We start from the raw sequence: 13880 nt of genomic DNA, 5'->3' as shown, positions 1-13880 counted from the left end.
GGAAACTAAAATCCAACTGATTGGCTTTGTGCCGGATCAAAACGGAGATTAGCCGAAGTAGACCAACCATACCTTTTGCTGTTCTTAGGGATTGACATTTAAGCAATTACTTATGTATTCTATAAATAGTTAAGCGTTTGCTTAAATATATGGTTAATTGGAATGAGTAGACCTGCTGCCAGTGCCGATGTTTTTGTGGCGATCGCAGATCCCACACGCAGGGCGCTACTGGATCTGTTACGTAGTGGTGAGCAACCAGTCAAAGAACTAGCCCAGCCATTTGCGATGAGCTTGCCAGCGATTTCTCAGCACTTACAGATTCTTTGCGAAGCAGGCTTAGTACAAATGCGGAAAGCAGGGCGACAGCGCTTCTATCGGCTAAACCCGGAGCCATTGAAACAGATATCTGAATGGATTGCTCATTACGAGCAGTTTTGGCAAGAAAAACTCGATGCCCTTGGCAATTATTTGGAGGAAAATTGATGCTCCGAAATTTGAATATGGAAGTGTTCTATCCCTATCCTCCCCAACGGGTTTGGCAGGTACTAACCAACCGTCAGGCATTGGCAGTATGGTTAATGGAAAACGACTTTGAGCCGCGTTTGGGACACAAATTCCGATTTTTGCATTCGACACTACCAGGGCTGGAGGGAAACATAGACTGTGAGGTAATTGAACTCGATGAGCCAAGACGGCTGGCGTTCACTTGGCAAGACAGTATGATGTGCCAGCCTTCAATTGTTACCTGGACAATCCAACCCGTAGTTGGGGGTACGAAACTTCTACTCGAACATAAAGGTTTGATTCAAAAAGCCATCAAGTTAAATGAACCGATGCAACTTTCCCAACCCTGGCAAGGCAAATTTATGCCTGAGTCCAAGGCAGGGACGCAGACACTAGTACCAAGTAATTGCAGCACTGTATTTTCGTCAATACCCGTCGGTAGATATGAGGCATTAGATAGTATCGTTCTTAGTTATTTTCTCAATAGTGGATGGAACTACAGTTTGCATAAAAAGCTACCGCAAATCTTAGTCACACATTGCACCAGTTAAAACAAGTCGCTATGAACGCAGTCGCAAGCGGTGCCCTTCGGCTTCGCTCAGGGTAAGTTTTGTGACGGGGATTTAGCTTAGGCTTCAATTCGCGCTGCTTGATAGAAGCTATGAAACTTAAACCCCTAAACTTAGTTAAAGCGGGAATTCACATATTGCACGCCAATATCTACATTTAAATTCAAAGATTGGCAACATTATCATCTGTACTCAGATAAGTATTAGCCTAGGGCTATTTCATTCTATTTTTAGGGCAGTTTTTACGAATCTTTTTGAGAAAAACAATAATTTAGCAACGAATGTACCCCTCAAAAACGACCATTTTGTGACAATTAACTCCTAAGCATAAAACGTGACATTTTAGAATGAAATAGCCCTGGTATTAGCCAAGGCAAATTAAATTGAGCTTTGGGGAAATTAAATATGACTAAACAGACTTTATTATTCCAATTTTTCTTTGTAAAATTTGAATATTTGAGGAGTTATTTTATCTTTTTTGGAGATATAAAATATGAATTATCAGACTCAAATCAGCATTCCAATGATTATTCAACAATCAGAAAGAGGGGAGCGAGCATTAGATATTTATTCACGCTTACTTACAGAGCGAATTATCTTTTTGCGAAACGAAGTTACAGATGAGACAGCTAACCTCATCGTTGCACAAATGCTATTTCTTGATGCTGAAGATCCAGAGCAAGATATCACATTGTATATTAACAGTCCTGGAGGTTCGGTGACAGCAGGAATGGCTATTTACGATGCTATGAATCAAATTCGTTCAGAAGTATGTACTGTATGCATCGGTCTTGCTGCTTCAATGGGAGCATTCTTGCTTGCTGCTGGAACTAATGGCAAAAGATATGCTTTACCAAATGCTCGAATTATGATTCATCAACCATCAGGAGGCACTCAGGGAAAAGCATCTGATATTGAAATTGCAGCCAAAGAAATGTTGTATTTCCGCCAATTAATTAACAAAATACTCGCTGCCAATACTGGGAAATCGCCAGAGCAGATTGAACTGGACTCTGAACGTGACTTTTTCATGAGTGCCGAAGAAGCAAAAGCTTACGGTTTAATTGACAGTATCATCTTGAAAACATCTGCATCTATTCAATCTGCAAATAAGTCTAATATCGATAAACAGCAATGGAATGGAAACCAAAAATGAAAATACTCATCATTGGTGGGACAAATTTTATTGGCCCTCCTGTAGTCCGTCAACTGATTGCGATGGGTCACGAAGTGAGCGTATTTCATCGGGGAAGAACTACAACTAACTTACCACCAGATGTGCATGAAATTTTGGGCGATCGCTCCCATATTTTTGAGATGAAAAGCAAGTTTAGGCAGCTTTCGCCTCAAGTCGTGGTAGATATGATTGCCTATAACGAACAAGATGCACTAACTCTCACGAACACATTTGAGGGTATTGCCCAGCGTGTTGTTGTGATCAGCAGTATAGATGTGTATCGTGCATACGATGTGCTTTGGCGTAAGGAATCTGATGTTGTGCCTGTACCACTTACCGAAGATTCGTCCCTGCGCCAACAACTCTGTCCATACCGGGAAATGCCCTCTAGACCGATCACCGTCCCAATTGATTATGAAAAGATTCTGGTGGAGCGGGTGGTGATGGCATCCAACTTACCCGGAACGATTATACGCCTGCCAATGGTATATGGTTCCAGAGATTTCCGGCATCGCCTGTATTGCTATCTTCAGAGGATGGATGATAACCGTCCTGCGATTGTTTTGGAAGATAGTACGGCTCGATGGCGTGGCTCTTACGGCTATGTAGAGAATGTAGCATATGCGATCGCACTAGCAGCAACAAACGAACGCGCAACTGGTCGTATTTATCATGTCGCTGATGTAGAAGCACTTACCGAAGCTCAACGCATCACCAGAGTCGGGAAAATAATCGGATGGCAGGGCAAAGTTGTTACCGTACCCAAAAGCCAGTTACCATCAGAGTGGAAATTACCTGTCAATGCAGAGCAAGATTGGTTTGTAGACTCAACTCGTATCCGTCAAGAGTTGGGATACAAGGAAATTGTGTCGTTAGATGAAGCGTTGCGGCAAACCATTGATTGGCAGAGGACTCATTCACCTCAAGAACCGCAGCAGTTTGCGACACCGTGGTTGCTGGACTATGCAATAGAAGATGCGATTTTGTCTAAATTCCGTTGAACTTCATAGTTTGTAATGAATAACTCTTTTCCTTTAGCAGCACCACTCTGCTTATAGTTATTCATCCCATACTGCAATTCCCACTCTGAAATATTAGCCCATTGAAAACTTTCTCTAATTTGCGCTGAGTTGTCGTAGGTAATTAGCCAGCGATGATGGCATTGTTGCAAAAGTTCAGCAAATCTCTGATGTTCAAATGAGGTGTGCAAGTCACCCCTTTTACCATATAGCCTTGATTTAGTAACGCTAAAATATGGTGGATCTAAAAATAAAAATACATCTTCTCCTTCTTTTAATAGGTGACTGTAATCTAAATTAGTGATTTGGACATTTTCTGATAGAATACCTTCTAACTTTTCCAGTCGTTCTATTGAAGAATCAGTAAATCTTTTATGAAAAGCTTCTTCAGAAAAGCCACCTGATTCTACAGTTCCTGAAAAAGTAATTCTATTCAGGACAAAAAAACGAACCGCTCTTTCTAAATCAGATAAATTATTGACATCTACATTAGTCAATTCTGCAAAGAGTAATTTGCCATCTGTATATTTAACTTTAATATGTCGAACTTCTTTAACTAACTGAGCTAGATCAGATTGAGCAAGCTTCCAGAATAAGAAGAGTTCGCGGTTTAAATCATTAATCCAAATTTTTAGATTAGGAAACTTTTGTCTTAAATAAATGAATACAGAACCACCGCCGACAAAAGGCTCTCGAAATTCAGAAAAGCTCTCTGGTAAATATTCAACTATTTGATTTATTGCTTTCGACTTACCACCAGGATATCGCAGAGGACTTTTAATCATAACCAAAAATTATAATGTTTAAAAATTACTGGATACTTCTATTTTAAGTTTATGATTATTTTGAGCTTCTAAAGCCAATTTTTTGATAATTACTTTTTGATTTGGATTAAAAATTTTAATATTAACTGCTAAAAAATATTCTAGTTCTTCTAGTGATGCATCTGGAAAAACAATAGAACCAACAACATTGTTACCTGTAAGTTTTAACTTGGTAACAAATAATACTTTTTGACCGTTTAGTCTAAATTAGAAAATAAAATTAGCTTGAATAAACCATCTTGAATATCAGGGAGCTTTGGCAAAGATGCTTTTGAAGTATTTTTTGACTCTTGTATAATATACATACAGCAGAATTCAGAATTAAGGAGTCAGAATTCAGAAGTAAAACAGGCTTTATACCTGACTTTGAGACTTAGCTTGTGTACTTCACCAACCTGAAATCTGCTGTATTGTTCTCAAATATTATCTCATCGGGAGTCAAATAGTAAATTCCCCCAAGATAGTTTTCAATACTAAAAGTTGCTTTTATTGTGAGAAGTCAGCACTTCTCTCTTACTAGCACTCTCAGATCCTTTAAGCGAAATATTCTTAAATTCTTCAAACTCGTCTTTGATTTTATGTAAATATTTATCTAATCCTTCTCGTGAGTGAAGTATTACTCCAGTTTGATTAAAAATAGAATCATAAGAATCTAGAGCTTTTTCAAAAGTTTGTGTAAATCTTTCTTCAAATAAATTCTTGTTCCAATGGAGTGCGCTTTGGCGATATGCTAATATTTCACTGATTTGAAATGTAACAAATTCATTAGCAAATTTTTGATTACTCAACTTATTCTTATTAATTTGCCCCTTTTTAGTACTTTTTTTTGCTGTTTCGTAATAAGCAAGTACTATATAGATATTAAGCAAATTCATCCAAGAAATTGTAGAGTATTGGATTTTATCTATATCACCATCTTTTCCCTCATCTTTAATTACCGGGATAATAGTTATAACTTTCGATGAATTATATGTATTATAAATTCTGGCAAATGGATAACTTCTGGTTCTCTTAGGTGATACCCATTTTGAATAAGCAATCTCAGTTGTCGGTGACTTTATTAATCCATAACCCCTTTCTTTATTGACATCAAATACATCTAAATTAATCGTACTTAAATTTTCACCTAAGCAAGTTTTATAGGTCACTCCCTTGATAAATCCTGTAAAATGCAGAACTGCTGCCATGTCTTAAAACTTTTCTTAATATTTGTCTTTGCCAGAGTTTAGCTCAACTTTGGCTATTAAACCATATAAATGACCAAGCAATAATTAGGCAAACCTGCTAACATAAAATTACGTATACTTAATATATGCTAGCTAACTAAATTTCATTTTTGATCAAATTAAATGTTGCATTTTTGTAAAAATCTGTTACATTACTTTACATGCAGTCATAACTGTTAGAACATAAAAGCTCGGAGTATTATTTATGGCAGACGTTAAGAAGACTACGCCTTCGGTTTCAGAAGATCCTAATGCTTTGCGCTGGGGCTTCACTCCTCAGAGCGAAAACTGGAACGGTCGTTTTGCAATGATTGGTTTTTTATCTGCCGTTGCACTTGAAGTGTTTTCTGGTCAAGGGATTTTACACTTCTGGGGCATCCTCTAGATTTAAAGGTTTTTACCTTCATTAGATTATGAGGCAAGGGGGCGATCGCAAAATCGTCTGCCTTGCTTGATAATCTCAAGAATTAGAAAACTCGCCAGCAACTAGCGTGATGAGCGAAATATTACACGACCTGGAGATTCTTCTTGATTAATTCGCGCATATACCCGAAGACAAGTTAAGACTTCGCCAGGAATACCACCACAGTCTAGTTGTAAGTCATCCTTCGATAAAGCACAGATATCGGCATAAAGTCCCGATAATTGGCGAATTCGCACTTCATTACCAGCATTAATCGCTTGATTAGTGACTTTCTTCAGGATGCGTCGTGATTCGTGTTGCAGCTTTCCCCACCAAGAATAGCGTTCAGCCGGTGGTACGAATACTAAAGAGTGTATTGCTTCGTCCATGTCAATCCAAGCACGGAGAATTGACAGAGGATCAGCATTTCCCTCAGCTTTTTGGGTGCGTTGGAAGCGATCGCTTAAAGCATCAATATATTGATGTCGCTGTTCTGGTTTGGAGTCTAAAGAGATAACATCAAAGCTAAAAACACTTTTTAAAGCATGATGTAAATCCGGGTCTATTTCAATAAAGTTTATATATAAATATAGGAAACCTGCTGGTAAATCAGATGTATTATCTTGGGTAATTTGAGAGTTTAAAAGTGCTTGTTGAGATAAGCTCAATCCCTGAGTCTGAATAGTACCACTCAGACCGGGGTAGATAATTTCATCGCGGATAAAGGGAAGTTGAAAGAGATTAGAATTATCTGCGATCGCACCAACTTCTTGGGCCAGATCCAAGGTGTGCGATCGCCAAGATGCAGCCAAATCCTCTGGTATCCGCAGCAGTTTGCGTTGAATCTCATTCCACAAATCCGAATCTGTTTGGCTTTGCAGTTGGGAATTACCCAGATAATAACTAAGTTCTAAGTCAGAATCGAAAGCTTCCCGGAGGCGACTTAATTTTAAATCATCTGGCGCATCTTCCCAACCAGTATTCTGCTGTGGGGGTGCAGGTTGCAACAGGCGATGAAGTTCTTGCAGGACATCATCGCATATCTTGGCACCTGGATCTAGTGGAAATTCTGTGCGAGCCTGATTTAAAGTAGCCTCTAGTCCATACAGGCTAAACCGTAGTAACTGGGCTAACTCCGAGTTTTTTATTTCTAGTAGCTGATGCAAGTGCTGCATGAATATTGCCTCTAAATATTATCTGTATGTAATGATTTTTATAAAAACCTCACGCAAAGGTTTTCTTAGTACAGCATTTCATTAATTCGTAGCGAATTAAATTCGGTGCGGTTCTTTTAAGAAGACGAAATCGGTTGTAGTTTACTAGTTAAGGAAAATATGTGAGAAAATAATTACATACGTGTTTAGTATAGTAATCCTTAAAGTTTCTAAATATGGCATTGAGCCGAGATACGCATAACTGAAGTAATGGAAATTAGCAGACAGATAAAGAGGCGATCGCTAGAATGACCAACGCACAGCGACTAGACCATGTAGAAGATGAACTTGAAACTGTTAAACGATTGCTAGTGTCTACTGCTAGCTACGCCGAATCAGCAAACAGGCGGCTTGATGAGTTGACTATAAAACAAGACCGTACCCAATCTCAGCTTGACCAATTAGGGGTGCGGGTTGACCAACTTTCTGAGCGCCTAAACGAATTTGTAAATCAAACACAACGTCTTTTTAACCAACAGGCAACGGTTTTAGAGCGACTTGAGGAAAATCAGCGTACTAACAACGCCGCATTAGAGCGTATCGACCGGATTTTAGACTACCTGCTACGACAACAAGGGAACAGCCAGTGATAAACCCGCTTCTGACTTTTTTCTTTCCGCCTTGCAGATCATGAAGACAAGCGATCGCATAACATTACGATTACGCCCCTCGATCAGAGAGTGCGATCGTGAGCGATGCTGCGGCTGCTAGCGCTGCTGCTGCCCGAATGTGGTTCCAGATTGTCCAGTTGGCAAGGTAGCTAGACCATAGGTTCGCACCGATGGTGCTGTCCGGCTCGACTCTCGCCAGCGCTTCGTTGAGCGGCACATTGAAAACGATTGTCACGCCGAAGCTGCCAACGAGATAGAGCAAGCTGCCGAGGAGCAAATAGGCGGCACCGGGTTGATGCCACCTTAATAGCGAAGAGATACCCAGAAGGATGCAAGCCGCAGCCGTTCCCAAGAACACTGCCATAAATAACGGATTAATCACCGTAATATTGATGGATTGCATGGCGGTAATGCCCTGTGCTGGCTGGAGTCGGGCAAGGGCGTTCATTACGAAGGTTGAGAAGGCAAAGAAGACTCCGGCTATCAGCCCGCAGCCTAGTGCTGAGAAAAGCTTTAATGCGAAATAATAATGTTGTTGACTGATCAGATATTGCACCATTGCTTTATCTTCCATTTCTCTAAAGGGCAGTGTGAGTCTGATTATTTATCGATAATCGCAGATTAGATTGCTCCACGCATTCAACCTTTGAAGATTATTGTCGTTCTCGGTGTAAATTATTTTATAGCTGGTCGGTATGTCGATAGGGAGTTTCAATTATGAAAAAGCGCAACTTTCGCACGATTGAGACGAATGGGGTTCGTCTGAACACAGTCGTTGAGGGTCAGGGGCCTTTGGTTATCCTACTTCATGGATGGCCTCAGTGCTGGTATCTATGGCGTCATCAGATCGATCCGCTTGTCGAAGCAGGCTTCCAAGTGGCCGTTCCCAACCAACGGGGATACGACGGTAGTGATGCTCCAGAAGAGATCGAGGCTTACGACATACTTAATTTAACGGGGGATGTTGTCGGAATCGCTGACGCTCTCGGTCAGGAAACTTTCATTGTTGTGGGACATGATTGGGGCGCACCTGTAGCTTGGAATACAGCACTGCTATATGAGGAACGAGTTAATGCTGTTGTGGGAATGAGTGTTCCCTACTCCCGTTACCCGATTGGAGCATTAACAAAGCAAGAGAATTTTGGGGACAACTTCTGGTATATGGTGTACTTCCAAAAGCCCGGAATCGCCGAAGCGGAATTTGAAAGAGATATCCGTCGTTCCATACGTATAATTCACTATAGTATTAGCGCTTCTGCTCCTGAAGGAATCATGCTGAATCCGAAACCATCAACTTCTGGTTTTCTTGACGGACTGATCGATCCCCAGCAGCTACCAAAAGGCATGACAGAAGAGGATCTAGACTATTATGTTGAACAGTACAAACAGAGCGGCTTCCGTGGCAACCTGAACTGGTATCGCAACATGGATCGCAATATAGAAATTACTCCCCATTTGTCAGGTAAAAAGATATCGCAACCAGCATTGTTTATTGCTGGTGAGAAAGATGTTGTATTGAAGTTTCCAGGGATGAATCTTAATGCAATGACGGAGTTGATTCCGAATTTGAAAGGACAGATTATCGTCCCTGGCGCTGGTCACTGGGTTCCCGCAGAGTATCCCCAAAAAGTCAACGAGGCTTTGCTTGGTTTTCTAAAAGACTTTGCCCCTCAACGGTAAGATTAGCGATTTTAGCTAAATCTTAAAATAAGATTAAGAGGTTGTTTGAAAAGTGTTTCGCTGTGACTTTAGGCACTTTTAGATCCCCCAAATTATCACCAAGTTGTTTTATGCTGCCAGTTATTGAAACTATTGCTTTACGTCAAATGGCTTCGGGCGATCGCTTGTCTTTACAAGTTTACAAATTTATCGGTGCCAAAGCTGGTAAAAAGGTTTACATTCAATCTAATCTGCACGGTGCAGAAATTGCTGGCAATGCCGTTATTCATCAGTTAATTGAGTTTTTGTTAACAATAAATGATTCAGATTTAGCTGGAGAGATTTGGCTAGTTCCTGTTTGTAATCCAATGGGGACGAATGAGCGATCGCACCATTTTTCGCCTGGTCGATATTGCGTTTATGAAGCTAAAGATTGGAATCGCATATTTTGGGATTACGAGAAAGAAGCTGATGATTTAGTAGCCTTTACTAAATCTCAACTTAATACTGATTTAGAAGTTGTTCGACAAAATTATCTAACTATAATTAAGCAACAATTTGCAAAAAACTTAGAAAAAATTAATTCTCCCAGTAGTGTGCCTTACACTGAGCTTTTTAGCTATAAACTACAAAATCTGAGTTTAGATGCCGACTACTTAATTGACTTACATACTTCTACAAATCAAGGATTAGACTACCTTTATTACTTCCAAAATCGAGAAGACAGTGCAAAATACTTCGGGCTTGATTTTGGAATCTTACTTGATAAATATGATGGTGATGCTTTTGATGAAGCTTTTATCAAACCTTGGTTAGCACTAGAAGCTTGTTTTAAAGAGTTTGGTAGAGAAATCAAGTTTGATGTGGAAGCTTGGACATTGGAATTAGGAACAGGAATGCAAATAAACCCTGATTCAGTCGCTAAAGGTATACGCGGTGTGAAAAACTATTTAGCGCAAAAAGGTGTACTGCAAATTCCTAATTTATCGGATGACACAAAAACCCATGAAATGACTTTTGCATCTAGCAGCAACCGGAAAAAATATTATGCGATCGCAGGTGGGATGATTCAATCCAGAATAGAATTAGGTAGTTATGTAAAAGCTGGAGAAAAACTCTATCAAATTCTCAGTTTTAATAAAGAAGGTAAATTACCGAGTCTAATTGATGTCTGCGCTCAAGAAGATGGTTTGGTTTATGATGTCGCAACCAATCAAGCTGTGAATGAAGGCGAGTTTGTATTGGGAGTTATTAGTTAGGAGTTAGGAGAGACGCGATTAATCGCGTCTGTACAGGAGAGACGTGATTAATCGCATCTGTACAGGAGTTAGGAGTTTTTTAACTCAGCACTCAATAATATACGAGCTGTCTTAACTAAAGTACCATACTTAAGCTCAAGTTAGTAGCAGATTAAACCTCGGCAAAAATAATCCCTAAAAATGTCAGGGTGATTTTATGTTTGTTTTGTGTCTAAAAACGAAACAAAGTTATCTCAGCTGTAAAATATAAGTGTAGAGCCAGTAGTAGATTAAACCTCGGCAAAAATAATCGCTAAAAATGCCAGGGGGATTTTATGTTTGTTTTGTGTTTAAGAAAAAATCAAGTTATCCCAGCTGTAAAATATGAGGGTGGAGCCAAAGGTGACTAGTATTGATAATTACAACTTCTCTTTTTCAGGAGAAGCCACAATCCCACAGGCTCCTCCTGAATTTAAATCAGGTTTTATCGGCATTATTGGCCGTCCTAATGTCGGTAAATCTACTTTGATGAATCAATTGGTAGGAGAAAAAATTGCCATTACATCACCGATCGCACAAACAACACGTAACCGTTTGCGCGGTATATTAACGACACCAGAGGCGCAGTTAATATTTGTAGATACACCAGGAATTCATAAGCCCCATCATCAATTGGGCGAAGTGTTGGTACGAAATGCCAAAATTGCCATTGAATCGGTAGATGTATTGCTGTTTGTGGTAGATGGAGCAGTGGCTTGTGGTGCAGGCGATCGCTATATTGCCGATTTGCTTAGTCGCAGCAAAACACCGATAATTCTGGGTGTGAACAAAACCGACCAGCAACCGCCCGATTCCCAGTTTATAGATGATAGTTACGCCCAGATGGGTAAGTCCCATGAATGGGAAATCGTGAAATTTTCTGCCAAAACTAGTGCCGGATTACCCCAACTTCAAGAATTATTAATTGAACATTTAGAAATTGGGCCATTATATTATCCCCCAGACTTGGTAACTGACCAGCCAGAGCGCTTTATTATGGGTGAATTGATCCGAGAACAAATTTTATTATTGACTCGTGAAGAAGTACCCCATTCAGTAGCGATCGCCATTGACTTAGTAGAAGAAACTCCCAGCATTACCCGTATACTTGCTACCATCAACGTCGAGCGCGATTCCCAAAAAGGCATACTCATCGGCAAAGGCGGAGCAATGCTCAAAGCAATTGGTAGTGAAGCCCGCGAACAAATCCAAAAGTTAATCGCTGGTAAAGTTTACCTAGAATTGTTTGTCAAAGTCCAACCAAAATGGCGACAGTCGCGGGTTAGTTTAGCAGAGTTAGGCTATCGGGTGGAAGAATAGAAATTGGGTATTGGGCATTGGGCATTGGGCATTGGGCATGGGGCATGGGGCATTAGCAAAGAACAAATGACTCTTAATTAATAAAAATGTCTTTAGATACTCGGTATCCATTAAATTTACCGGACAATGCTTCGCCGTTGCGGGTGTTAATTGTCGAAGATGATCCGATGATGCAATTGGGATTAGAGCAATCGTTAATGGCTCATCCTCAGTTGGAGATTGTTGGACAAGCAGAAGATGGTTATTTGGGAGTTCAAGCCGCACTGCAACTGAAACCTGATTTGGTGGTTATGGATATTGGATTGCCACGATTGGATGGCATTGCCGCAACACAGCAAATTAAGGCGGCATTGCCAGCAACTCATGTGGTGATGCTGACATCTCATCAAACGGAGACAGAAATTATTGCGGCACTATCTAGCGGTGCAGATGCCTATTGTATTAAAGGTGCAAGTGTGGAACGATTGTTAAGTGCGATCGCAGCCGCAGTTGATGGTGCAGCCTATCTCGATCCCCAAATTGCGCGGCGAGTAATTGACAATCTCAAACCGCCCTCACCCACCAGTAATAACGCCAACTTATCTGGGCGCGAGTTAGAAGTTTTGAAACTGATGGTAGACGGGTTGAGTAACCCGGAGATTGCCGAAAAACTTTATCTGAGTCCCAACACCATCAAAACTCACGTCCGGGGGATTATGAATAAATTAGCAGTAGACGATCGCGTGCAAGCAGCAGTTGTAGCACTGCGTTCTGGGTTGGTTTAATCCCATTTACAAGTAGAGGCGTACATAGTGTACGCCTCTATAGCCGATGCATTTGCTGCCAAGATTTAGGAAAAATAGTCTACCTCAATGCATTAGAGTTAAAAGAGTTTGAGAATTGATTCGGGTCTAAATTAACAGGAAATAATAAAATTTCCTTGCCTTCTAAGTTTGCCTTTTGGTAAAGCAAAATTGCCTTTCCCAAAGAGCAATATTTAATTGGAACCCATCCGTCGCTATAAAAGTAGACAGTCACTCGGCTCATTGCATACTCTTTCAACGGCAGTGGAACGTACCAGGACGAGTCCACAACTTGAACTTTTCCTGTTGAGTCCATGCTTTGAACCTCAGCTACTAAGTATATTTGCTTTGACTCATCACTCTCACTACTCTCGCTCATCCAGATGAGTTTTAGTAACTATCATAAGTAATAAGCCAATTTAGATATTTAGATAGAAGTTCAGGAGTCAACCAACAGGATAAGGGAAAAACCCCATAGCGAAAGTTTGACAGGTTGTCTTTTGACTCAAGTATTCTTTTAAAATTATCGTTCCTAAATACTGGTGGAAAAATAGCATCAAAAATCTGGGAATTTTCCTTTAATTGCCTTTCCCCAGTCAGTCCGGCCTACTTCGCTTACTCTTTAGAAACTCTATGTTCAACTTTACCCTAGAGAAGAATTTGGGATGGCTATTATTAATTTCGGTTCTGATTGCTACACCAGTTAATGCCCACACCGAAAAGGTATCAGCTGACGTCGGCGGGATGCTGCATATTGAACCCCATGACAATCCTCAAGCTGGCAAAACCGCTCATGTTTGGATTGTCCTCACCCATAGAGGTGGGCGACTAATCCCCCTGACACAATGTAACTGTCAGTTAGCTGTCTACCCTGAACCTCACAAAGAAACTGATGCCCCATTGCTGAAGCCCACTTTACATAATGTATCAACCAAGCAATATAAAAGCATTCCCGGAGCCGAGATCGTATTTCCCAAAGTAGGAGCTTATGAATTGGAGTTAAGTGGTACTCCCAAATCTGGAGCTAGTTTCAAGCCCTTTGAGTTATCTTACCCCGTCACTGTCGGCTCATAGAAGCTGAACTGTGTCAAATGTCATGGTGTAGCAAGATCCCGCAGGGTTCAGAAATCGTAGTGCTGCGATCCAATACTGATCGGGTTTTGGTGCATAGTCATTTGAGATCCCCCTTAGTCCCCCTTGAAAAGCTATCCATTACCCACATCTTTCTTAACATGAACATTGACAAAAGTAAGAGATTATGCAGGAGGTAAGGAGACGAAAAAATCACCAATGAC

The 13880-nt window shown here is 40.5% G+C and carries 16 protein-coding genes; 11 read left to right on the top strand and 5 right to left on the bottom strand.

Annotated features, from left to right (window positions below; all coding sequences use genetic code 11):
* Window positions 1-162 precede the first annotated feature (162 nt).
* The 4 genes from V7L05_RS17955 (at window position 163) to V7L05_RS17940 (ending at window position 3251) form a co-directional block, all read left to right on the top strand.
* On the top strand, window positions 163-483 hold the full coding sequence (locus tag V7L05_RS17955) for an ArsR/SmtB family transcription factor (RefSeq protein ID WP_229492935.1): 321 nt from the start codon (window positions 163-165) through the stop codon (window positions 481-483).
* A complete protein-coding gene (locus V7L05_RS17950; protein WP_335165965.1) occupies window positions 483-1055 on the top strand; it encodes an SRPBCC family protein in 573 nt (190 codons plus the stop codon). Before V7L05_RS17955 ends, V7L05_RS17950 begins: the two co-directional genes overlap by 1 nt.
* A 511-nt stretch (window positions 1056-1566) precedes the next feature.
* On the top strand, window positions 1567-2229 hold the full coding sequence (gene clpP / locus V7L05_RS17945; protein ID WP_335165963.1) for an ATP-dependent Clp endopeptidase proteolytic subunit ClpP: 663 nt from the start codon (window positions 1567-1569) through the stop codon (window positions 2227-2229).
* On the top strand, window positions 2226-3251 hold the full coding sequence (locus V7L05_RS17940; RefSeq protein WP_335165962.1) for an NAD-dependent epimerase/dehydratase family protein: 1026 nt from the start codon (window positions 2226-2228) through the stop codon (window positions 3249-3251). The genes clpP and V7L05_RS17940 overlap by 4 nt, the downstream gene beginning before the upstream one ends.
* Here V7L05_RS17940 and V7L05_RS17935 read toward each other — a convergent pair.
* Both V7L05_RS17935 and V7L05_RS17930 read right to left on the bottom strand, forming a co-directional pair.
* The gene (locus V7L05_RS17935) at window positions 3212-4054 is read right to left on the bottom strand and encodes a DNA adenine methylase (RefSeq protein WP_335165960.1); all 843 of its coding nucleotides are present in this window, start codon (window positions 4052-4054) and stop codon (window positions 3212-3214) included. The genes V7L05_RS17940 and V7L05_RS17935 overlap by 40 nt on opposite strands.
* Before the next feature lie 512 nt (window positions 4055-4566).
* Window positions 4567-5280, bottom strand: coding sequence for a hypothetical protein (locus tag V7L05_RS17930; protein WP_335165959.1), 714 nt, complete (start codon window positions 5278-5280; stop codon window positions 4567-4569).
* Window positions 5281-5524: 244 nt separating this feature from the next.
* Here V7L05_RS17930 and V7L05_RS17925 point away from each other — a divergent pair, with 244 nt between their 5' ends.
* Window positions 5525-5704 carry a high light inducible protein gene (locus V7L05_RS17925; RefSeq protein WP_069071239.1) on the top strand — a complete coding sequence of 60 codons (180 nt, stop codon included), beginning with the start codon at window positions 5525-5527 and terminating at the stop codon, window positions 5702-5704.
* Window positions 5705-5805: 101 nt separating this feature from the next.
* Here V7L05_RS17925 and V7L05_RS17920 read toward each other — a convergent pair whose 3' ends face one another.
* Entirely contained in the window at window positions 5806-6897 is a 1092-nt protein-coding gene (locus V7L05_RS17920; protein ID WP_335165957.1) for a hypothetical protein, read from the bottom strand.
* 287 nt (window positions 6898-7184) lie between these two features.
* Here V7L05_RS17920 and V7L05_RS17915 point away from each other — a divergent pair, with 287 nt between their 5' ends.
* Window positions 7185-7526, top strand: a complete 342-nt coding sequence (locus tag V7L05_RS17915) for a hypothetical protein (protein WP_335165955.1) — start codon at window positions 7185-7187, stop codon at window positions 7524-7526.
* A gap of 70 nt (window positions 7527-7596) precedes the next feature.
* Here the strand turns inward: V7L05_RS17915 and V7L05_RS17910 are convergent, their stop codons facing one another.
* Window positions 7597-8121: an anthrone oxygenase family protein gene (locus V7L05_RS17910; RefSeq protein WP_335165953.1), complete on the bottom strand. Its 525-nt coding sequence runs from the start codon at window positions 8119-8121 to the stop codon at window positions 7597-7599.
* A 143-nt stretch (window positions 8122-8264) separates the two neighbouring features.
* On the opposite strand from V7L05_RS17910, the gene V7L05_RS17905 reads away from it, so the two are divergent.
* The 3 genes from V7L05_RS17905 to era all read left to right on the top strand — a co-directional run bounded on the left by V7L05_RS17905 (window position 8265) and on the right by era (window position 11803).
* A complete protein-coding gene (locus V7L05_RS17905) occupies window positions 8265-9227 on the top strand; it encodes an alpha/beta fold hydrolase (protein ID WP_335165951.1) in 963 nt (320 codons plus the stop codon).
* Between the two features lie 110 nt (window positions 9228-9337).
* A complete protein-coding gene (locus V7L05_RS17900; RefSeq protein WP_335165949.1) occupies window positions 9338-10465 on the top strand; it encodes a succinylglutamate desuccinylase/aspartoacylase domain-containing protein in 1128 nt (375 codons plus the stop codon).
* Window positions 10466-10828: 363 nt separating this feature from the next.
* On the top strand, window positions 10829-11803 hold the full coding sequence (gene era / locus V7L05_RS17895) for a GTPase Era (protein ID WP_335165947.1): 975 nt from the start codon (window positions 10829-10831) through the stop codon (window positions 11801-11803).
* Here the strand turns inward: era and V7L05_RS17890 are convergent.
* On the bottom strand, window positions 11780-11914 hold the full coding sequence (locus V7L05_RS17890) for a hypothetical protein (protein ID WP_335165945.1): 135 nt from the start codon (window positions 11912-11914) through the stop codon (window positions 11780-11782). The genes era and V7L05_RS17890 overlap by 24 nt on opposite strands.
* On the opposite strand from V7L05_RS17890, the gene V7L05_RS17885 reads away from it, so the two are divergent.
* Entirely contained in the window at window positions 11890-12567 is a 678-nt protein-coding gene (locus tag V7L05_RS17885; RefSeq protein ID WP_335165943.1) for a response regulator transcription factor, read from the top strand. The genes V7L05_RS17890 and V7L05_RS17885 overlap by 25 nt on opposite strands.
* A gap of 651 nt (window positions 12568-13218) precedes the next feature.
* Window positions 13219-13659, top strand: a complete 441-nt coding sequence (locus tag V7L05_RS17880; protein ID WP_335165941.1) for a hypothetical protein — start codon at window positions 13219-13221, stop codon at window positions 13657-13659.
* The last annotated feature ends 221 nt before the right edge of the window (window positions 13660-13880 follow it).

The organism is Nostoc sp., assembly GCF_036917755.1.
Lineage (GTDB): Bacteria > Cyanobacteriota > Cyanobacteriia > Cyanobacteriales > Nostocaceae > Nostoc.
The sequence above is the reverse complement of the archived record's forward strand: the minus strand, read 5'-3'. Positions and strand labels throughout refer to the sequence as shown.